Below are 22942 nucleotides of genomic sequence, written 5' to 3' on the forward strand. Positions count from 1 at the left end.
TCCTATGGACGAAAACCCAGATACCCTGACACGATCGCAGCGTCGGCGGAAGGTAATCAGCGATGATGACCGCATTCTCTATCTTTTGAACGAAATCAGTCGGGGAGCTCGAAGGGCGTACGATGCACGGGTCGCCAGGATCGGTCTCAATCAGACACAGTGGAGGATCATCGGACAACTTCTTCGCGATCCTGTCCTCACGCAGGCTGAAATAGCGAAGAAACTGGAACTGGAATCAGCGACTATCGGCCAAGCGGTCGCCAGTCTTTGTGCCAGAGGGCTAATGGAAAGGGTTCGAGCCAAAACGGATCGGCGAGCGTGGCAGCTCATTCTCACTGAGCGGCTTGATGACCTCCTGCCCGAATTAAGGGGCTCCGCTGATCGGCTTCATGACCTGCTTTGGCGCGACATTACCGCAGATGAGAAACGTACATTGAGAGACATTCTTGCGAGGGTATCGGCAAATCTGGACCAACAACGGAACGAGGCAGATTAAAAAACATGTCTTCGTTTTCTGAAAAGCCTATGAGCAGCATGGCTCGCGCTGCGGAGATCGGCCAGATTCTTGTAAGGCACGGGGCCAAGAACCTCGCGGGAGCCTTCGGGTTTATTCCTTCTACCAGCCCAGTTATTGACACTCGCGAATTTCGCCCAGCCGCAGTGGTCGCGTTCCTGCGTGACATCGGTCCAGTTGGTATAAAGCTGGGGCAGCTCCTCGCCACGCGTAGCGATCTGTTTGCCGAAAACTGGATCACGGCATTCTCAACCCTGCACGATCAGGTGTCGCCAGTACCTTTCGCGCATATCGAGCCCGTTCTTGCTTCAAGCTGGGGTGAGGACTGGCGGAACGACTTTGTGCAATTCGACGAACAGCCTTTGGCCTCCGCCTCCATAGCGCAGACCTATTCCGCCAAACTGCGGGACGGAAGCGATGTCATCGTGAAGGTTCGGCGGCCAGGCACTGCCGCTCGGATGGAGGCTGATGTGCGCCTCCTTGTACGCCTTGCCGGGATCGCGGAAGCACGGTCGCCAGACATTGCTCGCTACCGGCCAGCCGAGTTTCTGCGTACCTTCGGCCGCAATCTCGCCTGGGAGATGGACCTCGCTGCGGAATCCAGAGCGTGCGAGCGGATTGGCGCCTATCTCGATACCATTGGGGTCAAGACTCCGGCCATCCATTGGGAACTAACGGGGCTCCGGGTCAACGTACAGGAACGCCTGTACGGCCTGCCGGCTTCTTCGCTGGCCAACTCCTCTGGCGATCCACAGGTGGCTCGTTTCGCCAAAAGCTACGCCGACGCAGTCCTGCGCATGATCATTCTGAACGGTGAATTCCACGGCGACCCGCATCCCGGTAATGTTTTCCTGATCGGCGAACAGGATGTCGGATTCATCGATTTTGGATCGGTCGGGACGCTCACCAAGGCCAGACGCGACGAGATTGTTCGGCTTGTGCTCGCGATTGCCGGCGAGGAAACCAGCGAGGTCGCTGATGTTCTTCTCGCATGGGCGGGAGAGCCTAAAGTGGATCGCGCTGCACTGGCGCTAGATCTCGATCAGTTGATTGGAGAGTTCAAGGGGGCGGTGCTCTCCGGTATCGAGTTCTCGCAGATCTTCTCGCGAGTATTCGACTTGTTACGGGATTTCAAGCTGGTCCTCCCGCCCGATCTAGCCATTCTTCTGCGGACCTTGCTGACGGCCGAAGGGTTTGTCCGATCGCTGGCACCCGAGTACAACATTGCCGAAGAAACCCGGCCGATTATGATGGAGCTTCTCTCAGAGCGGTTCTCACTTGGCAGTGCTCGGTCAGGGCTGAAGAAAATCCGCCGTCAACTGCTGGGATTGTCGGCGTCCCTGCCCGGTATACTTGCGAACGCGAGCTCAATCGCAAAATCTGGCTATCTGCCGGTCCAACTCGATCCGGTCAGTGTCGAACGGCTCGCGGCCAGCCACCATCGAGATCAGTCCGCTAAAGGGCCTGTAGCCGCTGCATTGATCGTGGCCGCTGCGCTGCTTGTCGATCAATCCTGGCTGCTGGCGGGTGCCGTGCTAGGAGTTGCCGGATTAGTCCTGCTGCGGAATTGACCCCGAGCCTGCTATGGCACTTAGCCCACCATATTGCGAGACTCGCTCGTGCTGAGCGTCTCTGCTCCGTCTTTGATGAAGCCGGAGTGCTTACGCGCTACTCCCGATTCCCGATGCCTTGAGAAAGAAGTCGGTCCTATCGCGCAGCCGCTCGGGCGTGTTACCAATGCCCGAACCATGGCTGATTGCTTTTGTATGTAGGTCCGCCACGAAGGGGTTCATGAACATTTCCGCGAGAAAGCTCGGTGGCCCATCCATTGCGATCCCGCACTCCTGCCAGTTTTGGAATAATCTCTCCAACGCGATGCGCGTGCTTGTTGCGGTGCGCTCAAAAAAGCGCCTAGCGAAATTGGGATCGCTGATACTTTGGGCCATCACGATGCGGACCAGCGCAACAACCTCCGGGTTCAGAAAGAGGGCGCTAAGCTCCTCGGACAGACGATGAAGGGTCGGGCCAGGTAATGCTCCGTCCTTCCCGGCCGCCTGGAATAGCGCCTCGCTCGTGGCGACGTTTTCCAGCACCACAGCTTCGAGCAGGCCGTCCTTATTGCCGAACAACTTGTAAACTGTCGCGAGTGACCCCCCCGCTTCATCGACGACATCGCGCAGCGTTGTCTGCTCATAACCTTGCCTAACGAAAAGCTTACGCGCAGCCGAGACGATCGCCTGGCGACGAAGGTTCAATCTGCAGAACGGGTCTGGCGAGGTCATCACGAGCAATGTCCACGATCGAGAGTTGCAGGACAAGCGTGTAATGACTATTACGCTTCCAAACCTGCACCGAATCTGACTGAAAGCCCCCCATGAAGCGTATTCTTGCCGTCGTTACGGCCTGTCTCTTGCTCGCATCATGCTCGGACGCCGAAGCACCCGCTGAGCCGCCAGCCATACCGGTCAGGACAGTAACCATTGCAAGTCGGCCCATTCCCAATGTGGTCGAGCTTCCGGGAAGGGTCGAGCCCGTCCGCGAAGCCGAAGTGCGTGCGCGGGTAACGGGCATCGTTCAGGCGCGGCTGTATAAAGAAGGCACTGACGTGCGCGCCGGTCAGCCTCTCTTCCGCATCGATCCGCGAGAACTGCGCGCAAATTACGCGCAGACCGAGGCAGCCTTGCAGCGTGCCCGCGCGACAGCCAGCAATGCCCGCGCTGTCGTCGCACGTTTTCGGCCTCTCGTGGCTGAGAACGCGATCAGTGGCCAGGAATACGATGCCGCGGTTGCCGCCTCACGCGAGGCGGAGGCCAATGTCGCACAGATCCGCGCGCAACTCGAAGCCGCTTCGCTCCAGCTTGGCTATACCACCGTCCGAGCACCGATTTCGGGGCGCGCCGGCCGGGCGCTGGTCACCGAAGGTGCGCTGGTCAGCCAACCTGAAGGGACTCTCCTGACCAAAATCGAACAGATTTCGCCGGTCTATGTCAATTTCGCCCAGGCCGCGAGCGAAGTGCTCGCACTTCGCCGCTCGGTTGCAGCAGGTGAAATCGAGCTCGACGAGAATGATCGGGTTGAAGTCAGACTGACTTTCAGCGACGGGACAGAGTATCCCATTCCAGGTTATGTCGACTTTTATGCCCTGTCGGTAGACGAGGAGACCGGCACGGTCGAACTGCGCGCCGAGTTTCCCAACCCCATGGGATTGCTGCTCCCGGGGGAATTCGTCCGCGCGAGGATTTTCGCGGGCGAGGTGCAAGAAGGCATTTCTGTTCCCCAGCGGGCAGTAAATCTGACCGAACAGGGCGGTTCGGTCTTCGTTGTCGATGCCGAAGGGCGGGCGGCGACGCGTTCGGTCGCCCTTGGCGCGATGGTGGACGGCTTCTGGATCGTAAAGAGTGGCCTGAAAGTAGGCGACGTGGTGATCGTCAGCAATTTGCAGAAGGTCCGCCCGGGGGTGCCCGTTCAGCCCCTGAGCGCTCAGACGGCCCGCAAGACCGCCGTCCGGAAGAAATCTGCCCCCGTGTCCCAGGAACGCTGAAACATGGCCCGGTTTTTCATTGATCGGCCCATCTTTGCATGGGTTATCGCGCTCGGCATCCTGCTGGCGGGCATAATCGCGTTGCGAGCCCTTCCGGTCGAGCAATATCCCGAAGTCGCGCCGCCCTCGCTGACGATCAGCGTAGTATACCCCGGCGCCGACGCCGAGACGCTTGAGCAAAACGTCACCCAGGTGATCGAACAACAGCTCAACGGCGTGGAGGGCTTCCTTTACATGTCGTCCTCGAGCGCGTCGAATGGCACTGCGAGCATCACGCTGACGTTCGAGGCGGGAACGGATATCGACCTCGCCCAGACCGACGTTCAGAATAGATTGAGCACTGTCGAGGCGCGACTGCCAGAGGAGGTGCGGCGACAGGGCATCACCGTGCGCCAGGCCAATGCCGGATTTCTGCTGATCGTCGCGCTGGTGTCTAAAAGTGGCGATCTTACCAGCACCGATCTTGGCAATATCGCATCCAATCAGGTGATCGATGAACTGCGGCGCGTGCCCGGGGTAGGCGACGTAACACTGTTCGGCTCGCAATATGCCATGCGCATCTGGCTCGATCCCGACGCTCTCGCGTCCTACAATCTTTCGCCCGGTGCCGTTCTGGCCGCGATCCGCGAACAGAACGCGCAGACGGCAGGTGGATCGATCGGAGCCAGGCCCCTTGCGGACGGGCAGCAGATCACTGCGACGATCACCACCGAAGGTCGTTTCAATACGGTCGAGGAATTTGAAAACATCATCTTGCGCGCAAATTCCGGCGCCGCAGTGGTTCGCCTGGGGGAAGTCGCGCGAGTGGAAATCGGCGCGCAGACATATGCGACATCGACCACTCTAAACGGTCAGCCAATGGCGGGACTGGCTGTGCAGCTTGCTACCGGTGCCAACGCGCTTGCAACCGCTGAAGGAATCACGGCGCGGATGGAAGAAATCGCGCCCGGGCTACCGGCTAATGTTGCTTGGTCAATACCTTATGACACGACGCCATTCGTCGAAGTCTCGATCGAGGAAGTCATCAAGACTCTGGCCGAGGCGATGGTCCTTGTCTTCCTCGTCATGTTCCTGTTCCTCCAGAACTTTCGGGCAACACTGATCCCGACGCTGGTGGTTCCAATCGCCCTCGCCGGCGCGTGTCTCGGTTTGTGGGTGTTCGGCTTCTCGATCAATGTGCTGTCGCTGTTCGGCATGGTTCTCGCCATCGGCATCCTCGTCGACGACGCAATCGTCGTCATCGAGAACGTCGAGCGCATCATGCGCGAGGAAGGCCTCCCGCCCCTCGAGGCGACCCGCAAGGCCATGGGTCAGATCACCGGCGCGATCATCGGCATCACGCTGGTACTGATCGCGGTATTCGTACCGATGGCGTTTTTCCCCGGATCGACGGGCGGAATCTACCGCCAGTTCTCGGTTACACTTGCCGTCGCGATATTCTTCTCCGCCTTCATGGCCCTGTCGCTGACGCCGGCATTGTGCGCTACCTTCCTCAAGCCGATAGCCCAAGGGCATGGCGAGGGTGGCGAGGTCGAGATCGATTGGGAGGCCGAAGCACAGCCCGGCTGGCGCGGGCGGTTTGCCCGTGTCCGCAACATGGCCGCGCGCTTCTTTGGCCGGTTCAACCGCTGGTTCGCGAAGATGCAGGACAAATACGGGCGCGCGAACGATCGGATCCTTTCGCGTCCGTTTCGCGCCTTTGCAGTGTTCCTCGCCCTAGTAGCCATTACCGCGTTGCTGTTTTTCCGCCTGCCTACCGCTTTCCTGCCGACTGAGGACCAGGGTTACCTAATCACTGCGGTACAGGCGCCGCCGGGCGCCACCCAGGAGCGGCTGGACGAAGCGCTCGAGCCGATTACCGAGTTCTGGCTCGCCCAGGAGGAAGTCGAAAACCTGGTCGTAGTGCGCGGCTTCAGCTTCTTTGGGCAGGGACAGAACAATGCATTGATGTTCGCGCCTTTCAAGCCGTGGGACGAACGGACCGCCGAGGAAAGCAGCGCAGGAGCTATTCTGCAGCGGGCAATGGGGACTTTCATGCAGAATGACGGAGCAACCGCGTTCGTCATCCAGCCACCGTCGATCCAGTCCCTTGGGCAGGCCAGCGGGTTCACGCTCAAGCTCCAGGATCGCGCCGGTCTGGGACGTGAGACCCTGATCGCCGCGCGCGACCAGTTGCTTGGTCTGGCGGCGGAGAGTCCGCTCGTTGCGAACCTGCGCCCAGAGGACCAGGGACCCAGCCCCGAACTCAGGGTCGACATCGATCGAGTTCAGGCGCGTGCGCTGGGCTTGTCGCTCGCTGACGTCAATGCGGCTCTCTCGATCACTTTTGGCTCTGCTTATGCCAATGATTTCAACCGTGACGGCCGCGTACTCCAGGTGCTGGTCCAGGCCGATGCGCCCCACCGCATGACCCCTGAAGACGTCCTGGCGCTGCGCATTCCCAACCAGGCTGGTGATTTGGTGCCGTTCGGCTCTTTCGCTGATGTCGAATGGTCCGCGGCCCCGGCCAGCATCTCGCGCTATAACGGGTATCCGGCCCTGACCTTGTCGGGAATGGCCGCACCGGGTGAATCGTCCGGTGCGGCTCTGGCGGAGATGGAGCGTCTTGCCGAACAATTGCCCCAGGGCATCGGTTACGAGTGGACGGGCGTTTCCTTCGAAGAAAAGCAGGCCGGCGGACAGATCGGATTTCTCCTCGGCCTCTCTGTGGTGGTAGTGTTTCTGGTGCTCGCGGCTCTGTATGAAAGCTGGGCGGTCCCACTAGCGGTTTTGCTTATCGTGCCGATGGGGGTGCTTGGCGCGGTCCTTTTCTCGATGCTGCGGGGCCTCTCCGCAGACGTCTATTTCAACGTAGGTCTGATCACTATCATCGGCCTGGCCGCAAAAAATGCGATCCTGATCGTCGAATTCGCGATCGAGGAAGAGGAGCGGGGCCTTAGACGTATTGACGCGGTCAAGGCAGCGGCGCGCCTGCGTCTGCGCCCGATCATCATGACTTCGCTTGCCTTTACGATGGGGATGGTTCCGCTGGTCCTCGCAAGCGGAGCAGGCGCGGCCAGTCGGATTGCCGTCGGCACCGGAGTCGCGGGCGGCATGATTGCTGCAACCGTTCTCGGCATCTTTCTCATCCCGGTGCTGTATCTACTGGTAAGGCGTAATATTAGTCGAAAACAGCCGGTTGCGACCGGGGGGCATGAGGGGGACCGACACCACACCGGACCGTTGGCAGGCGCGGAAAACTCCGCAGGCCGGGGAGAGGCCGAATGATGATCTGCCCCTGGTGTGGTCCGACCAAAACCGTCCTTGGCGCCGCACTTGCCTCGAGCCTGCTAGGCGGATGCGCCAGCTTGGCACCCGAGCATGTCCGCCACGTACCAGTCACTGCGCCCGTTTTTGATGCCGACTATCGTCCCGATGGCGAGATCGTTGCCTCACAGCTGTCCTACCGCGACTGGTTCATCGATCCGCGGCTCGAAGGGCTGATCTCAATTGCCCTCGAGAACAATCGCGATCTACTTGCTGCAACCGCTCGTATCGCGCAGGCACGGGCCCGCTACCGCATCCAGGAAAGTCGTCGGCTTCCGAACCTGGTCGGCGACGCCAGTGCCGTTCGCACACGTCAGCCACTTGGTGTTAATCCGGCGCTCGATTCCGGCGACGTTGAGGGAGCGCCAGCGGCTGTCACCTTCAATCGGTTCGACGTCGGAGTTGGTGTCAGTTCTTTTGAGCTGGACTTCTGGGGTCGAATTGCGAACTTGAGCGAGGCCGCCCGCGCCCAGTATCTTGCAACGGTGGCTGCGCAACGCGCATTCTATCTTGCGCTTATCGCCGACACGGCCAACACATATTTCGAGATCGTTGAAACCGAAGAACAGCTCGCGCTTGCCGAGGCGACCGCGCAAAGCCGCCGCGAAGCGCTGCGGATTGCCCGTCTCCGGCTCGACAATGGAGTCACATCTGCGCTGCCTTACCGGCAGGCGGAAACCTTGCTGACGCAGGCCGAACAACAACTCGCGATCGAGCGGCTCGATCTCGCGAGGCTGCGCAATCAGCTTGTTGTTCTTTTAGGGGGGGGCGTCCCCCCCGGACTGCCGCGCGGCTTGTCCCTCGCCGCTCAGCTTGACGATCGCCGTCTTGCTGCAGGCCTGCCTTCCGAATTGCTCCTCGTCCGCCCCGACATCATTGCGGCGGAGGAACAGCTACGCGCAGCCCGAGCCAACATAGGCGCGGCCCGAGCCGCTTTCTTCCCCACAATTTCGCTCACGAGCAGCGCCGGCCTCAGCTCCAACAGTCTCGATGGGCTCTTCTCCTCGGGTGGGCTGGGGTGGAGTTTCGGCCCCTCGATCACCTTGCCGATTTTCGACTGGGGCGCGCGTGAGGCCGACCTGAACCTCGCTAGGGCACTCGAAGTTGAGCAAGTGGCCAACTATGATCGCACTGTACAGACCGCCTTCCGCGAAGTTTCCGACGCGCTGGCCGGTCGACGCTACCTCGCCGAGCAGATCGAAACGCTCGAGCGTGCTCTCCTAGCGCAGGAGCGCATCGCGCGGATCGCACGGCTTCGCTACCGGGAAGGTGTGGCGGATTACCTCGAAGTGCTCGATGCCGAACGCAATCTGTTCAATGCACAGCAACAGCTTCTCGCCACGCGCCGCGCCTGGCTGCAGAACCGCGCCACCCTTTTTGTCGCGCTTGGCGGTGGGCTCGAAAAGGCAGGCCCCTTCGAGGAAGATTGAGTTGGTTGCACGGACAAGGCACATGGACGCGGTAAAACGAATGTTGGCATGGCGAGAGTGCTATCTCGGTGAGTGTCCATGGTAGAAAATTCCGAGACGCGAAACCCACGAAGTCACGCCGGCATTCGCTCCGCTGGGCAATGAAGGCACAAGGTCGTAGCCACACAGCGACGTCTCGGACCCACACCGAGAAATTTCCGTAGGAGCAGTTCATGAAGTTCTACTTTGTTGGCGGTGCTGCCGCAGTCCTGCTCCTTGCAGCGGCTCAACCCGCGCTTTCCCAGGATGATGAGGAACCACGCCGGACGAGGATCGCGCTCGGCGTCCAGATTGTGCCGAGCTATCCGGGTTCCGATGACCTGAGTTTTCGTCCGCTTGTCGACGTCGCTCGCGCTCGCGGGACCGATCCTTTTCAATTCGAAGCACCGGATGAAAGTTTCGGATTCCCTCTTATTAGATTTCAGCAACTGACCATCGGCCCCGCCCTGAACTTTGAGGGCAGCCGGGCTGCTGGGGATGTCGGCGTGGACCTCCCGAAGGTGGGGTTCACGGTCGAGCCGGGTGTGTTCCTTCAATACGATCTGTCTGAAAGCGTGAGGCTACGCTCAGAGCTTCGAAAAGGCCTGGGAGGCCACGAGGGGTGGGTCGGGAATATCGGTGCCGACTTCGTGGCCCGTCGGGGGGACGATTGGCTCCTTTCAGCCGGGCCTCGTGTTACCTTCGCGGACGAGACCTACAACAGCGCTTACTTCTCTGTTGCTCCCGATTCGGCATCCGGCCTGCCAGCGTTCTCGGCGGGTGGTGGGATTCAGTCGGTTGGGGCTACACTCGGCTATGTGCAGCAAATCACCAAACGTTGGGGAGTCTACAGTTACGCGAAGTATGATCGACTTGTGGGTGACGCTGCCGACTCGCCGGTGGTGCGAATAATTGGTTCACCAGATCAGATTTCGGGAGGGCTTGGCCTGACTTATACATTCGGCCCAGCCGGCTCCTAACTCCCGATGATGAGGGACTGCAGGTAGCAGCCGCCGCTCCGTATGACCGCCCGCACGACCGTAAGTCTTTGCGACAGCGATCCCGGCGCGTAAAGATGTTGAAGAGGCACGCTTCAGGAGGAGAGTTGGATGAATTTGCGAACGCCCGTCGATCCGGTTCCTGCCGCGACCATGCTGTTGCTGCGCGACGATCCGCAGTTCGAGGTTCTCATGGTAAAACGGCACCACCAGATCGATTTTGCCTCGGGCGCATTGGTGTTTCCCGGTGGCAAGCCCTCAGCCGGTGACAAAGTTCCTGAATGGATCGATCATTGCACTGGTTGGGATTCCTTCGATCACACGCAACGGACCTTGCGGATTGCCGCCATCCGTGAAGCTTACGAAGAAGCAGGAATCCTGTTGGCCGAAAATAGCGACGGTACGACATTCGAGGGCGCCTGCGACCTTGAAAGCCGCAAGGCGGTAGAGCGAGGGACTCAGGGATTTTTAGACATCGTGCGCGACGCCGGCGTGCGACTGCGGCTCGACCGGCTTACTCAGTTTGCAAGGTGGGTTACGCCAGCATTCATGCACAAGCGCTTCGACACCCATTTCTACGTTGTCCGCGCTCCCGACCGGCAGATTGCCGCCTGCGACGGATACGAAACCGTCGACGCGGAATGGCTTTCGCCGCGCAAGGCGCTGCAAATGGGAGAAGCTGGAGAGCGAACGGTTATTTTCCCGACCCGGCTGAACCTGCAATTGCTGGCAGAAGCAACGAGCGCGGAAGATTGCGTTGCACAGGCTGAAGCCCGCGAGATGGTGACGGTCCTACCCGAGATCGTCGAGCGCGACGGCAAGAACGTCCTCACTATCCCGGAGAACGCGGGATATGGTGCCGCTTACGAATTTGTAGATTGAAAGCCGACCTGCAAGAAGCCCGAGCTTTGCTGGTGTCTCCGTACATCGGGGGCCGCTACTGAGGCCTCATCGAAAATCTCACAGTGATCCGTCAGTATTGCTGCTCGGGGACGTGCAGAACTAAGCCGTCCAGCTCTGGCATTATTGGAATCTGGCAAGCAAGACGGCTGTATTCGCTCGTGCCTTCGGCGAACTGCAGAAGGTCGGATTCCATACTGTCGTCCGCCAGGCGACCTACCTTGTCGATCCACGCGGGATCGACATGGACGTGACATGTCGCGCAGGCGCAGACACCGCCGCAATCGCCGTCAATTCCTGGCACATCGTTGAAGAGCGCCGCTTCGCGCGCGGTTTCGCCTTCGGCCACCTCGACCTCGCGCCGCGTTCCCTTGCTGGAAACGAACGTTACCTTGACCATCTTGAACTCCGTATATTTGCTCGCGCGGGTAGCCGGTCATCGTGCGTGCAGCCGAACCGGTAGCTTGGTGATTCCCCGAACGAGGTTTGAGAACAGGCGTTCGGGCTCGCCGGTTACTTCGACTTGCGCGAACCGCTTGTGAATCTCTTCCCAGATGATCCGCAGTTGCAGTTCGGCAAGGCGGTTGCCCATGCAGCGATGTATGCCATAACCAAAGGACAGGTGATGACGAGGGTTCTTGCGGTCGATAATAAACTGGCTGGCCCTGTCGATCGCGGTCTCGTCCCGGTTGCCCGACAAGTACCACATGACGACCTTGTCGCCTTTCCTGATTTGCTTGCCACCGATCTCCCAATCCTGAACGGCAGTGCGCCGCATATGGGTCAGCGGGGTCTGCCAGCGGATGATCTCGGGCACCATGCTGGCGATCAGCGAAGGGTCCTCGTTCAGCTTTCGGTATTCGTCCGGGTTCTGGTTGAGCGCCAGGACGCCCCCGCTGATGGAATTGCGCGTGGTGTCGTTGCCTCCAACGATAAGCAGGAGGAGATTGCCGAGAAATTCGAGGAAGGGCATGTCCTGAGTCGCAGGCGAATGCGCCATCATCGAAATCAGATCGTTCTTCGGTTCTTCGTTGATGCGCTGCTCCCACAGACCTTTGAAATACATTGCGCATTCAATGAGCTCAGCTCGCCGTGCCTCGTAGGATTCCACGATTCCAGTTTCGGGCGCGGCCGTCGTCACGTCCGACCATCGTGTCAGCTTGCGTCGCTCTTCCCACGGAAAATCGAACAAGGTCGCCAGGGTCATCGTGGTCAATTCTATAGAGACCTTGTCGACCCAGTCGAATTCTTCGCCAACGGGTAGCGTGTCGAGAATTTCGCCTGCGCGCTCGCGAATAATCGGCTCGAGCAGCAGCAGGTTGGAGGGCGCGACCGCGGGAGTGACTGCCTTGCGCTGCTGGTCGTGCTTGGGCGGGTCCATGGCGATGAACATTTCGAGTTCGAGCGCGCCTTCGACGGAATGCATATCTTGGATTGCGATGCCGCCCAGTTTCGCCTCCGACGAAAAAACCTTGTGGTTGGTATCGACCGCCATGATGTCGTCGAATTTGGTAATCGACCAATAGGGCCCGACGTAGCTGTCCGGGCAGTAGTGGATCGGGTCTTCCCGCCGCAGACGATCGAAGAACAGGCCTATGTTGTCCTTCTGGAACAGGCTGGGTCGCGAAACATCGATCTCGTCGATCGGGATGGACGCGATCTTTTCTGCCGAATCCAGTTCAATCGTGGCGCTTTCCATGTCCCATCCTTCGTCGTGGCTAATCGTCGGCACTGGCGCAAGGTAGGCCGCCCACCCCTTGTCGTCAATAAACCTTATAATCTTTAATTTCTCGGCCCGGGCTCGGTAACGGCCGCAAGGATGTGTGGACAGGATTGTGATTTAAGTCTTATAAGCATTCTTGATGGGAGCTAATCCACAGATGCGGCCGAGGGCCGATGTTACGAAGAAGACCAAGCGCGCGCTTTCGCTCGCTCAGCACATCGTTCGCGATATCGAAGCTGGAGCCCATATTGCGGGGGACCGGTTGCCGCGCGAGGATGAAATGCTTGCGCGATATGACGTTGCCCGGGCAACCTTGCGAGAGGCGCTGCGCTTCCTCGAACTCCAGGGCGTCATTCATCTGCAACTGGGGCGCGGCGGCGGTCCGGTCGTCGCACGTCCGCAAACCGGCGATTTTGCTAACAGTCTTTCGCTTATCCTGCATTTCATGGAGGCAGACCTGCGGGGGCTGCTCGAACTGCGCGAAGCGATCGCGCCCGATGTTGCCGCTTACGCCGCCCAGCGAGCGACCACTGGCGACCTGAGCGCCCTTGCGGATTGCCTCAAGGAGCTCGAGCGCAATGTCGAAGGAAGCAGGTTCGAGGAATTGAATCGCCGCTTTCACGACCTTTTGGGCTGGGCCAGCGGCAACCCCCTATTCGGCCTGCTGACTTCGGCGATGCATTTGCTGACCCGCGAATTCTCGCACTCGCTGGGCTATTCGGCGCAGGAACGAGCTGTTCAATTGCGATTTCTGCGCCGCGTTCTTGAGGCCGTTCGCACCGGCGATAGCGAAGCTGCGCGGAACTCCATGGCCCGTCTTGTGTCGGGGTCCGCCGCCTATCTCGCGGAGAGAAGCCCGGAACTGGTGAGCCAAAAGGTCCGGTGGGGACACATTTAGCTACGCGTCCGGGACGGGCGCGGGATGGAGAGGAAGACAACAATGGCACTCAAGAGCCGCATTTGCGAAATTCTCGGGATCGAATACCCGATCCTCCTCGCCGGCATGGGCGGGGCGAGCGTTCCCGCGCTCGCGGCTGCCGTTTCGAATGCCGGGGGACTCGGCGTTCTGGGCGCAGCGGCGTGCTCGCCGGACCAGTTGCGTAGCTGGATCCGTCAGACCCGCGAGATGACCGATAAGCCGTTCGGGGTGGACACGCTTCTGCCAGCCTCGGTGAGGCGGGGTTCGTCGCCACAAAGTGGTGATGCGCCCGACAACCCGATGGCATTGCTAGGCGAATACCAGGAGTTCACCCGCGATTTCATGGAGCGGGAGCATCTGCCCCACGTCGATGCTGCAGCGGCGATGCGCGCCGCGGGTGCGCCGGAAATGGGCAAGAGCGGGCTCCAGCTGTTCTCGAGAGAGTTCTTCGAGGCGCAGATGGAAGTGGTGATTGAGGAGAAGGTGCCGGTCTATGCCGCTGGCCTCGGCAATCCTGGGCCCTGGATGGACCGTCTTCATGCCAATGGCACCAAGGTCATGGCGGTGATCGGCAAGGTCAAGCACGCTCGGCAGGTGGTCGATTCCGGTATCGACATGATCGTGGCGCAGGGTCACGATGGCGGCGGCCACAATTCCCCGATAGGAACCATGTCGCTGATCCCGCAGGTCGTCGATGCAGTCGGCAATCGTGTGCCCGTGATCGGGGCCGGCGGTATTTCCGACGGGCGCGGAGTCGCTGCGGCACTGATGCTTGGGGCCGAAGGCGCGTGGGTTGGCACGGCATTCCTCGCGACGGTCGAAGCCGGGATCGAGCACTTCCAGAAGGAAGCGATCACCGAAAGCGGCGATGCGGACACGGTCGTCAGTCGTTCGCTGACCGGCAAGCCCGCGCGAATGATCCGAAACAAATGGGCCGATGCATGGGTTGCTGCAGGCAAGGAGCCCCTTCCCATGCCGTATCAGTCGATGGTTTCGGGGCCGGTCATGGCCTCGGGCATCAAGGCCGAACGCAAAGACATCATGCCTGGCTTTGCTGGCCAGGGAATTGGCCTGATCGACGCGATCCGGCCAGCTGCAGAGGTCATGCGCGGTCTGGTGGATGAGGCGGAAAGAGCCCTGGCCAGCGCCCGTTCGTATTCCTGACCAGCGGCTGAACGGGGCATGGCATGACCACATCACCCTCACGCGGCTTCGCGGACAAGGCTGCAATTACCGGCGTCGGCGAAACGGACTTTGTGAAAGGCACGGAACGGACCGCGGTTGACATGATGCTCGAAGCATCGCGCCGCGCGATCGCTGACGCGGGGCTGAAGCCATCCGACATCGACGGCATGGTTCCGCCGCCGATCTACACGACATCGGAGGAAATGGCCGCCAACCTCGGCATCGACGTGCTGCGCTATGCGGCCACCGTCCACATGGGCGGCGCCAGCCCGACGACGGCGTTGCAGAACGCTGCGATGGCGATCGCCAGCGGCCTCTGCAATCACGTCCTCGTGACGCTGGGCTGGAATGGTTATTCGGCGCTCAGGCCTAAGGCCGGTGCGCCGCCAACCCGGCCGATGAACATGAACACGCTGACCAATACCATTCGGGGCTATTATATCCCCTATGGCGTGTTCCTGCCGGTGCAGATGTATGCATGGCTGGCGACCCGCCACTCGCAACTATATGGGGTAGGCGCGGACACGATGGCGGCCGTCGCGCTGGCCTGCCGTCGGCACGCGCAGTTGAACCCCCGCGCCTTTACTTATGGTCGGGCGCTCGATGCCCAAACCTATCACGCCGCGCGCTGGATTTCCGAGCCGTTTCGCCTCTACGATTGTTGTCTGGAAACCGATGGCGCCTGTGCGGTTGTCATTTCGCGAATCGATCGGGCCAAAGACATGCCCCATGTGCCCGTGACCATCGCCGGCGCCGCCGAAGGCCATCCTTATCCCGCAGATGATATCCCTTCTCGGCCAGATCCTTTCAAGATCGGGCTCACCTACGCCGCCCCGCGTGCCTTCGAGATGGCCGGGGTCAACCGGGAAGACATGGATTTCCTGCAGATCTACGACTGCTTCACATATGTCGTTCTGCTGCAGCTCGAAGCTCTTGGGTATTGCGAGCCTGGAGGGCAGGCGGAATTCGTCGCCAACGGACAGATTGAGCTCGGTGGCCGCTACCCGATCAATACCCATGGCGGCTTGCTCAGCGAGGCACACGTCTGGGGCCTTAACCATGTCATCGAAGCGGTGCGCCAGTTGCGCCACGATTGCGGCGAACGACAGGTGCCAGATGCCCAGACCGGCCTTGTGACCGGCTGGGGGGATCTCGGCGACGGGGCCATTGCTATCCTCAGGAGGTTTGCATGAAAGATGAGCAGGATCTGCCGCCGAAAATGCGGACTTCCGGCCAGAAGGTGCCTGGCAAGCCGCTGCCGCGCCCTCAGGATCCGGTCGAGCAGGAGTTCTGGGAACGCTGTCAGGATGGGCACCTCTATTTCCAGCGGTGTGGGAATTGCGGCCTTTTCCGCCACCTGCCCCGGTATATGTGCGCGAAGTGCGGATCGCCTGAATATTCGTGGGAACGCAGCAGCGGCAAGGGGACGCTGTATTCGTGGACTGTCACTCACCAGGCCCTGCACCCTGCGTTTGCCGCCGAGATACCCTTCGTGGCGGCCGTGGTGGAACTGGAAGAGGGCGTTCGCATGGCCACACGCCTGATCGACTGGAATCGCGAAAATCTCGCGCTCGACCTTCCGGTGCAAGTAGAATTCGAAACGGTCGGGGATGACTTCCGGCTGCCTGTTTTCCGTCCTCGCGAAAGATAGAAACGCCATGGATCTCGACTACGGACCCGAATACGATATCTTCCGCCAAGAGGTGCGCGCATTCATCAAAGAGCACCGCCATCTTGCGCCGCCTCCGGGTGATCGGGCTGCCCGCCCTTCGGCCGAGGCGATCGAATGGCAAAAGCTGCTGATCGCGCACGGCTACACCGCACGGACAATTCCTTGCGAGTACGGCGGATACGGAGCAGAGCCGGATATCCTCAAGTCGCGCATCGTCGCAGAGGAGTTTTCGCGGGCCAGAATGCCGGGAGGGCTAGCCAACCAGGGAATATCGATGCTGGTGCCGACCCTGCTCGAACTCGGCTCCGAGGAACAGAAGCGGCGCTGGATTGAGCCCACCTTGAAGGGCGACGTGGTCTGGTGCCAGGGCTATTCCGAACCTGGCGCCGGGTCCGACCTCGCCAACCTGAAGACGAGCGCGCGAGTCGAGAATGGCGAGTTCGTCATCAACGGGCAGAAGATCTGGACCAGCACCGCAAAGCAGGCCGACATGATCTTTTGCCTAGTGCGGACCGAACCGGACGCACCCAAGCATGGCGGCATTTCCTACCTGATCTTTTCGATGGACACGCCGGGGATCGAGGTTCGCCCCCTGAAGACGATGACCGGCCATGCCGAGTTCAACGAGACGTTCTTTACCGATGTCCGCGTCCCGGTGGACCAGATCGTTGGCCAGCGGGGCCAGGGCTGGCTGGTCGCGAACGCGACTTTAGGTCACGAGCGGGGGATGCTGGGCGATCCCGACGCGCTGGAAAACCGGATGCAGGCGCTCATCGCCCTGATGCAGGACGAACGCACCGGTGAGGGGCGAGCGATCGACAATCCGGTCCTGCGCGACCGACTGGTTGCGCTTCAAGCAGAAGTGGCAGCAATGAAGTACAACGGCATGCGCGTCCTTTCCGATAGCCTGAAGGGAGAACCGGGCGGGATGGCCAAGCTGATTGTGAAGTTGCAAAGCTGCGAACTCGCCCACCAGATTTCCGCGCTGGCGATCGACGCCATGGGCGAGATGGGTATCCTTTATCACCACAGCCCTCGCGAACGCGATGGAGGAGCGTGGCAATGGAACTACATGTTCCAGCTCGGTCTCATCATCGGCGGCGGGACCGCCCAGATCCAGAAGAACATAATCGCCGAACGCGGCCTCGACATGCCGCGCGAGCCGAAGCCGGCAAGGATTGCGGCTGCGGGGCAGCAAATCACGGCCCCCGCACACCAGGCGCAGGGAGCAAACTGATGGACTTCGGACTTTCGCAGGATCAGCAGATGCTGCGTGACGCGGTTGCGCGCTGCCTTCGGGACACCTGCCCGCTCGACCACGTTCGCAAGTGTGTGGAGCAGGAGAATCCGGCGAGCGACCGGGTGTTGGAGGCCCTGAACGTTCTGGGAGTCGGCGGAATGCTGGTCCCCGAAGAACATGGCGGCCTCGGCATGACCTTGCTTGATGCGACGGTAGTAGCGGAGCAGCTTGGCTTTGCGGTCGCGCCGGTACCGTTTCTCGCCAGTCAGGTTCTTGCACCGATCGCCTTGCGCGAGGCGGGTAGCAAGGAGCAAAAAGCGCGCTGGCTGCCCAAGATCGCGCGTGGGGAGGTGCGCGTCGGTGTCGCGATCTCCGAAACGTTAGAAACGCGGGACGGTTCGGGTGTTTCCTCCGCTGCCGGAGAGCTCACCGGCACTGCCCTGTTCTGCCTCGATTTCAAAGGCGCCGACGCCTATATCGTGGCCGACGCAAAAGGCAGGCTACACCTCGTCGACGCCGAAGCATCTGGGCTGACGACTATCTCGTTGACCACAATTGATCGCACCCGAAGCGTCGGGGAATTACGTTTTGACGGTGCCGAGGCAGAGCCACTTGCTGACGATGGCGGAGTTGCAACTTCCCGGCTGCGCGATGCGGGCCGTGTGATCCTGGCGGCAGACAGCCTGGGCGCGGGCGAGACCATGATCCAGAAGGCCGTCGCTTATGCTGGTCAGCGCGAACAGTTCGGTCGCCTCATCGGCAGTTTCCAGGCGGTCAAGCATATGTGCGCCGAGATGGCCGCACGGCACGAACCGTGCCGTTCGCTGGTCTGGTTCGCCGCCCACGCTTTCGACGCGATGCCGAATGAGGCATCGCTGGTCGCCTGCCAAGCGAAGTCCCACACGGCCGAAGTTCATCGATTCGTCGCCCGCACGTCCACCGAAGTACATGGCGGAATGGGCTTCACCGATCTGCTTGGCCTGCACTACTGGTTCAAGCGGATCGGGTTCGACCGACAGGTCCTTGGCGGGCCGGAAACGGTGCGGGCCGAGGCAGCGGTGCTTCAAGGCTGGACCAAAGCCGCCTGATAAGTTTTACCGGGAGGCCAGCGCGCCAGGTCCGCCAGCCCGTACGGAGAGGAGAACTGATGTGATCGAATGGAATCTCGGCGACATTCTCGACGCGATCGAGCCAGCCATGCCAAAGGATGCACCGGCCCTGATCCATGGTGAGCGGATGGTCACATGGCCCGAAATGTCCGCGCGTTCGAACAATGTTGCGCGCGCGCTGCGTAAACGTGGAGCCGGTGATGGCGCCAAGGTCGCTTTCTATATGCGTAACCGTCCCGAATACGGCGAGCTGATGGCAGCTTGCTTCAAGGGTCGCTTGACCCATGTAAACATCAATTACCGCTACCAGGCCGATGAAGTTCTATACATATTCGACGATTCCGACAGCGAGGTGATCGTCTACAGTTCGGAGTTCAGAGACTGCATCGTCGCGCTCAAGGAGCGCTTAAGCAAGGTTCACACCTTCGTGGAAGTTGGCGACGCTTCGCATATCGCGCCGTTTGCGGTTCCCTATGAGACCCTTGCGCAGGAAGGCGACGGATCGGCGCTCGGCATCGAACGTTCGCCCGGCGATCTTCTTTTCATCTATACTGGCGGGACTACCGGCATGCCCAAGGGGGTGATGTGGCGGCATGATGACATGCGCAAGGCGCAGCTGGATGCGCAGAAGCTGATCGGCCCGGTGCCCCAAACGCTCGAAGAAAATGTCGCGCTGATCCGGAGCGAAGGACCGGGTCGGCGAACCCTTCCCGCCTGCCCGCTTATGCACGGGACAGGCTTCATCACCGCGATCGGCACGCTTATGTCGGGAGGCGCCATCGTCACGCTGGGTGATCCGTCATTCGATGCTGTGGAAATGTGGGAAACCGTTAACAGGCACAAGGTGGAAAGCATCGCGATCGTGGGTGACGCCTTTGCCAAGCCCATGCTTCGCGCGCTCGATGAACACCCAGGCCGCTGGGATACCACCAGCCTCGTGACCATAATCTCGTCGGGTGTAATGTGGAGCAAGGAGGTCAAGGCCGAGCTCTGCAGGCATATTCCTCAGGTGGTCTTGATGGACAGCTTCGGCGCGTCTGAGGGGCTTGGTTTCGGCCTCTCGGTCACCACCGCGCAAGGAGGCACCAATACGGCCAAGTTCGGCATCGGGGAATTCTGCGATGTGTTCGATGAACAGGACCGGAAAGTGGAGCCCGGGAGCGGGGTGCCGGGATTTATTGCTCGCAAGGGTGCAATTCCCGCGGGATATTACAAGGATACCGAGAAGTCGGCGAAGACGTTCCGTACCATCGATGGCGTGCGCTACTCCATTCCGGGGGACTGGTGCACCGTTGAGGCCGATGGCAGCCTCACGTTGCTGGGCCGTGGCAGCGTATGCATCAACACCGCTGGCGAGAAGGTTTACCCCGAAGAGGTCGAGGAGATCCTCAAGACCCACCCCGCCATCGGTGACGCGCTGGTCGTCGGCGTCCCACACGACAAATGGGGCCAGGCCGTTACCGCAGTCGTCCATCTCATCGACGCCACGCTGTTCGACGAGCACGCGGTCAGGGCCCATGTCCGAAAGCAATTGGCAGGTTACAAGACACCAAAATCCATCCATCCGACAAAAACCCCCCTGCGCGCATCGAACGGCAAACCAGATTATGGCACCGCGAAATCGATCGCCGAAAAAGCGGTCCTCGGGCCGTGACCGAGCGGACACCTCCCGATTACGACGCCGTGGTTGTCGGCGCCGGCTTCAGCGGCATCTACCTCCTGCACAAGCTGCGCGAAGCCGGGTTCAACGTGGTGCTTGTCGACGCGGCGGCTGAGCCGGGCGGGATCTGGTACTGGAACCGCTACCCTGGCGCTCGCGTGGATTCTCAAGTCCCGTTATACGAATTTTCGCTACCCGAGTTATGGCGTCCATGGTCCTGGAGCGAGCGCTTTCCCGGATGGGAGGAGCTAAGGGCCTATTTTAGGCACGTCTGCGATACCCTCGCCCTGTGGCCGCTGATGCGTATGGGGTGGAAAGTCGAGAACGCGCGCTTTGACGAAACGCTCGGTTGCTGGCGCGTGCAGCGTGAGAGTGGGGAAACGATATCGACCCGCTTCCTTTTGCCCGCTGTCGGTTTCGCGTCGAAGCCGTATATCCCCGAACTTCGGGGTATAGGAGATTTCGCGGGCGAATGGTGCCATACGGCGCGCTGGCCGCAGCAAGGCATCGATCTGAATGGTCGCAAGGTTGCTGTGATCGGAACGGGTGCGAGCGGTGTGCAGGTCGCCCAGGAAGCGGCGAAATGTGCGCGAACGCTGACCCTGTTCCAGAGAACCCCTATCCTGGCCCTGCCCATGCGGCAGGAGATCCTGTCCAAGAAAGTTCAGGAGCGCGAAAAGCTGGACTACCCCGCAATTTTCGAACAGCGCCGGCTGACAAGCGGTGGATTTGAAGCCCAGTCGCTTGAAGTCTCTGCTTTGGAGGTCGACGAAGCGACGCGCAATGCCCACTTCGAAGCCCTCTGGCGGCGCGGCGGGCTGGGGTTCTGGTACGCCAACTTCGCCGACCTGCTGACCGATCGCAAAGCCAATCGCCATGCGTACGATTTCTGGCGCGACAAGGTTCGCGCACGCATCACAGACTCCGACCTGGCCGAGAAACTCGCGCCTTTCGCGCCCCCTCATCCATTTGGCACCAAGCGCCCTTCGCTAGAACAGGACTATTACGAGATTTTCGCCCAAGACAATGTTTCACTCGTCGATCTAGAGGCGAATCCGATCACCGGCATCGAGGCGCACGGCATCAAAACCCAAGACGGCGAGGTCGAATGCGACCTCATCGTTTTCGCCACCGGCTTCGACGCTGGGCGCGGCGGGTTGATCGACATGAACATCGCCGGGACTGGCGGCCGTGGACTTTCGCGAGCATGGGAAGATGGCTTGCGCGCCTATCTGGGAATGGCGGTATCGGGGTTTCCCAACATGCTGTTCGCTTACGGCCCGCTAAGCCCTTCGGGCTTTTCCAACGGCCCGACGAGCGCCGAGATTCAGGGTGACTGGATCTGCGATTTCATGGTCTGGCTGCGCAACGAAGGGTTCGACCGTTTCGAGGCCGAGCCGCAGGCAGAGGCAGCGTGGACCGAAATGGTCGCGCAGGCCGGCGCGATGACACTCTTCCCCGAAGCGGACTCTTGGTACATGGGCGCGAACATTCCCGGCAAGAAGCGACAGCTTATCAATTTCCCCAGCGTATCGATTTACGCAGCAAGCTGCGAAGACGTGGCGCGCGATGGCTACCGCGGCTTCGCTACCAGCAAATTTGCCAATGAGGGCTGCATAATCTGATGAATAAGACGGTCCGAACAGATACTCTTTCAGCCGACATCGATCCAGTCTGGGCGGGAGATGGTTCACATCTGCCAGAATGGTTCGTAGCGGCTCTCAACGTTCCACGCGAGGAAGGCTTCGTCGAGATCAACGGCGCAAGGACACGTTACTTCCGCTGGGGCGATCGCGCCAAGCCCAAGGTTTTGATGAGTCACGGCTTCCTCGCCCATGCGCGTTGCTTTGCATTCATCGCGCCGTTTCTCGCGGAAGACTACGATGTGGTGGCGTTCGATCTCGCGGGAATGGGCGACAGCGAAATGCGCGGGCGAGCCGATCTGGAGGAAAGGGGACGGGAGTTCGCCGAGATGGCCGAGGCGCTGGATTTGTTCGAGGGCGGCCAGAAACCTACAATCGTCGCGCACAGTTTCGGCGCAGGAGCCGCGTTGACCGCTGTGACCCAATCGCCGGAGGCCTTTTGCGGGGTGGTGGTCTGCGATCTGATGATCATGCGGCCCGAGCTTCTCGAGCAATACTGGAACCTTAGGCGGTCGAGCCCTGGCTCCGGCGACCCCGATAAGCCTAAAAACCGTTACCCGAGCTACCAAACGGCACGAACGCGATACATCCTTTCTCCGCCCCAGTCGGTCGGCGAGCCATTCCTGCTGGACTACATGGCATATCACTCCCTGCGTCAGGATGGCGACGGATGGACCTGGAAGTTCTCGCCTGAGGTCTTTCGGAGGAGCAACAAACCGGACGAATGGCTCACGGTTGGACAGCGCCTGGTGAGCGCCCCAGGCCGCAAGGCCATCGTACACGGGGAGAGTAGCCAGTTCTTCACAACGGACTCGGCGGAATACATCCGCGAACTTGGTGGCGCTAATATTCCCATAATTGCCGTTCCTGAGGCGCGACACCACCTGATGCTCGACCAGCCATTGGCATTCGTAACCGCGTTGCGGTCTGTTCTGGCTCTTTGGAACAACTAGCGGCCGATCGGTGGTTCCAGTGAGTTGTCGGGTCAACGTAGGAGACAAGGGCCCGGCGAATTGGAGATTGATGCCCCCGGTCGGCGGAACGGATTACGACCTCAACCATAGGTTCGAAACAGGCGACCCGG

The 22942-nt window shown here is 60.6% G+C and carries 19 protein-coding genes; 16 read left to right on the top strand and 3 right to left on the bottom strand.

Features of this window, described 5'->3' with window-relative positions:
- The first annotated feature begins 4 nt into the window (after window positions 1–4).
- On the top strand, window positions 5–496 hold the full coding sequence (locus ACWIKC_RS12885; protein WP_305930741.1) for a MarR family winged helix-turn-helix transcriptional regulator: 492 nt from the start codon (window positions 5–7) through the stop codon (window positions 494–496).
- A 29-nt stretch (window positions 497–525) separates the two neighbouring features.
- On the top strand, window positions 526–2085 hold the full coding sequence (locus tag ACWIKC_RS12890) for an ABC1 kinase family protein (RefSeq protein ID WP_305930740.1): 1560 nt from the start codon (window positions 526–528) through the stop codon (window positions 2083–2085).
- A gap of 90 nt (window positions 2086–2175) precedes the next feature.
- Here the strand turns inward: ACWIKC_RS12890 and ACWIKC_RS12895 are convergent, their stop codons facing one another.
- Window positions 2176–2796 (bottom strand): TetR/AcrR family transcriptional regulator, encoded by a 621-nt coding sequence (locus ACWIKC_RS12895; protein ID WP_305930739.1) that lies wholly within the window; start codon window positions 2794–2796, stop codon window positions 2176–2178.
- Between the two features lie 92 nt (window positions 2797–2888).
- On the opposite strand from ACWIKC_RS12895, the gene ACWIKC_RS12900 reads away from it, so the two are divergent.
- The 5 genes from ACWIKC_RS12900 (at window position 2889) to ACWIKC_RS12920 (ending at window position 10689) form a co-directional block, all read left to right on the top strand.
- Window positions 2889–4055 carry an efflux RND transporter periplasmic adaptor subunit gene (locus tag ACWIKC_RS12900; RefSeq protein WP_305930738.1) on the top strand — a complete coding sequence of 389 codons (1167 nt, stop codon included), beginning with the start codon at window positions 2889–2891 and terminating at the stop codon, window positions 4053–4055.
- 3 nt (window positions 4056–4058) lie between these two features.
- The gene (locus ACWIKC_RS12905) at window positions 4059–7322 is read left to right on the top strand and encodes an efflux RND transporter permease subunit (RefSeq protein ID WP_305930737.1); all 3264 of its coding nucleotides are present in this window, start codon (window positions 4059–4061) and stop codon (window positions 7320–7322) included.
- Window positions 7319–8791, top strand: coding sequence for an efflux transporter outer membrane subunit (locus ACWIKC_RS12910; protein WP_305930736.1), 1473 nt, complete (start codon window positions 7319–7321; stop codon window positions 8789–8791). The genes ACWIKC_RS12905 and ACWIKC_RS12910 overlap by 4 nt, the downstream gene beginning before the upstream one ends.
- Before the next feature lie 212 nt (window positions 8792–9003).
- Entirely contained in the window at window positions 9004–9789 is a 786-nt protein-coding gene (locus tag ACWIKC_RS12915) for a MipA/OmpV family protein (RefSeq protein ID WP_305930735.1), read from the top strand.
- Between the two features lie 129 nt (window positions 9790–9918).
- The gene (locus tag ACWIKC_RS12920; protein WP_305930734.1) at window positions 9919–10689 is read left to right on the top strand and encodes an NUDIX hydrolase; all 771 of its coding nucleotides are present in this window, start codon (window positions 9919–9921) and stop codon (window positions 10687–10689) included.
- Window positions 10690–10780: 91 nt separating this feature from the next.
- On the opposite strand, the gene ACWIKC_RS12925 is transcribed toward ACWIKC_RS12920, so the two are convergent.
- Both ACWIKC_RS12925 and ACWIKC_RS12930 read right to left on the bottom strand, forming a co-directional pair.
- Window positions 10781–11107 carry a 2Fe-2S iron-sulfur cluster-binding protein gene (locus tag ACWIKC_RS12925; protein ID WP_305930733.1) on the bottom strand — a complete coding sequence of 109 codons (327 nt, stop codon included), beginning with the start codon at window positions 11105–11107 and terminating at the stop codon, window positions 10781–10783.
- A 36-nt stretch (window positions 11108–11143) separates the two neighbouring features.
- Window positions 11144–12406 (bottom strand): cytochrome P450, encoded by a 1263-nt coding sequence (locus ACWIKC_RS12930; protein ID WP_305930732.1) that lies wholly within the window; start codon window positions 12404–12406, stop codon window positions 11144–11146.
- Between the two features lie 163 nt (window positions 12407–12569).
- Between ACWIKC_RS12930 and ACWIKC_RS12935 the strand changes: the two genes are divergently transcribed.
- From ACWIKC_RS12935 to ACWIKC_RS12975, 9 genes are all read left to right on the top strand, one after another.
- A complete protein-coding gene (locus ACWIKC_RS12935) occupies window positions 12570–13328 on the top strand; it encodes a FadR/GntR family transcriptional regulator (protein WP_340324278.1) in 759 nt (252 codons plus the stop codon).
- A 105-nt stretch (window positions 13329–13433) separates the two neighbouring features.
- Window positions 13434–14513, top strand: coding sequence for an NAD(P)H-dependent flavin oxidoreductase (locus ACWIKC_RS12940; protein ID WP_454597865.1), 1080 nt, complete (start codon window positions 13434–13436; stop codon window positions 14511–14513).
- A 23-nt stretch (window positions 14514–14536) separates the two neighbouring features.
- A complete protein-coding gene (locus ACWIKC_RS12945; protein ID WP_305930729.1) occupies window positions 14537–15727 on the top strand; it encodes a thiolase C-terminal domain-containing protein in 1191 nt (396 codons plus the stop codon).
- Entirely contained in the window at window positions 15724–16185 is a 462-nt protein-coding gene (locus tag ACWIKC_RS12950) for a Zn-ribbon domain-containing OB-fold protein (protein ID WP_305930728.1), read from the top strand. The genes ACWIKC_RS12945 and ACWIKC_RS12950 overlap by 4 nt, the downstream gene beginning before the upstream one ends.
- A gap of 7 nt (window positions 16186–16192) precedes the next feature.
- Window positions 16193–17443, top strand: coding sequence for an acyl-CoA dehydrogenase family protein (locus ACWIKC_RS12955; protein ID WP_305930727.1), 1251 nt, complete (start codon window positions 16193–16195; stop codon window positions 17441–17443).
- A complete protein-coding gene (locus ACWIKC_RS12960) occupies window positions 17443–18534 on the top strand; it encodes an acyl-CoA dehydrogenase family protein (RefSeq protein WP_305930726.1) in 1092 nt (363 codons plus the stop codon). Before ACWIKC_RS12955 ends, ACWIKC_RS12960 begins: the two co-directional genes overlap by 1 nt.
- 61 nt (window positions 18535–18595) lie before the next feature.
- The gene (locus ACWIKC_RS12965) at window positions 18596–20209 is read left to right on the top strand and encodes an acyl-CoA synthetase (protein WP_305930725.1); all 1614 of its coding nucleotides are present in this window, start codon (window positions 18596–18598) and stop codon (window positions 20207–20209) included.
- Window positions 20206–21840: a flavin-containing monooxygenase gene (locus ACWIKC_RS12970; protein WP_305930724.1), complete on the top strand. Its 1635-nt coding sequence runs from the start codon at window positions 20206–20208 to the stop codon at window positions 21838–21840. Before ACWIKC_RS12965 ends, ACWIKC_RS12970 begins: the two co-directional genes overlap by 4 nt.
- Complete coding sequence (locus ACWIKC_RS12975) at window positions 21840–22811, top strand: alpha/beta fold hydrolase (RefSeq protein WP_305930723.1); 972 nt, start codon at window positions 21840–21842, stop codon at window positions 22809–22811. The genes ACWIKC_RS12970 and ACWIKC_RS12975 overlap by 1 nt, the downstream gene beginning before the upstream one ends.
- Window positions 22812–22942: the final 131 nt, after the last annotated feature.

It is taken from the genome of Qipengyuania sp. SM2507 (genome assembly GCF_053714505.1).

Bases quoted from the DNA above. Each gene is read 5' to 3' on its own strand.
- ACWIKC_RS12940 (WP_454597865.1), top strand. From the start codon at position 13,434: ATGGGCGGGGCGAGCGTTCCCGCGCTCGCGGCTGCCGTTTCGAATGCC.
- ACWIKC_RS12955 (WP_305930727.1), top strand. From the start codon at position 16,193: ATGGATCTCGACTACGGACCCGAATACGATATCTTCCGCCAAGAGGTG.
- ACWIKC_RS12910 (WP_305930736.1), top strand. From the start codon at position 7,319: ATGATGATCTGCCCCTGGTGTGGTCCGACCAAAACCGTCCTTGGCGCC.
- ACWIKC_RS12920 (WP_305930734.1), top strand. From the start codon at position 9,919: ATGAATTTGCGAACGCCCGTCGATCCGGTTCCTGCCGCGACCATGCTG.
- ACWIKC_RS12950 (WP_305930728.1), top strand. From the start codon at position 15,724: ATGAAAGATGAGCAGGATCTGCCGCCGAAAATGCGGACTTCCGGCCAG.
- ACWIKC_RS12890 (WP_305930740.1), top strand. From the start codon at position 526: ATGAGCAGCATGGCTCGCGCTGCGGAGATCGGCCAGATTCTTGTAAGG.
- ACWIKC_RS12895 (WP_305930739.1), bottom strand. From the start codon at position 2,796: ATGACCTCGCCAGACCCGTTCTGCAGATTGAACCTTCGTCGCCAGGCG.
- ACWIKC_RS12935 (WP_340324278.1), top strand. From the start codon at position 12,570: ATGGGAGCTAATCCACAGATGCGGCCGAGGGCCGATGTTACGAAGAAG.
- ACWIKC_RS12930 (WP_305930732.1), bottom strand. From the start codon at position 12,406: ATGGAAAGCGCCACGATTGAACTGGATTCGGCAGAAAAGATCGCGTCC.
- ACWIKC_RS12905 (WP_305930737.1), top strand. From the start codon at position 4,059: ATGGCCCGGTTTTTCATTGATCGGCCCATCTTTGCATGGGTTATCGCG.
- ACWIKC_RS12945 (WP_305930729.1), top strand. From the start codon at position 14,537: ATGACCACATCACCCTCACGCGGCTTCGCGGACAAGGCTGCAATTACC.
- ACWIKC_RS12975 (WP_305930723.1), top strand. From the start codon at position 21,840: ATGAATAAGACGGTCCGAACAGATACTCTTTCAGCCGACATCGATCCA.
- ACWIKC_RS12900 (WP_305930738.1), top strand. From the start codon at position 2,889: ATGAAGCGTATTCTTGCCGTCGTTACGGCCTGTCTCTTGCTCGCATCA.
- ACWIKC_RS12925 (WP_305930733.1), bottom strand. From the start codon at position 11,107: ATGGTCAAGGTAACGTTCGTTTCCAGCAAGGGAACGCGGCGCGAGGTC.
- ACWIKC_RS12960 (WP_305930726.1), top strand. From the start codon at position 17,443: ATGGACTTCGGACTTTCGCAGGATCAGCAGATGCTGCGTGACGCGGTT.
- ACWIKC_RS12915 (WP_305930735.1), top strand. From the start codon at position 9,004: ATGAAGTTCTACTTTGTTGGCGGTGCTGCCGCAGTCCTGCTCCTTGCA.
- ACWIKC_RS12885 (WP_305930741.1), top strand. From the start codon at position 5: ATGGACGAAAACCCAGATACCCTGACACGATCGCAGCGTCGGCGGAAG.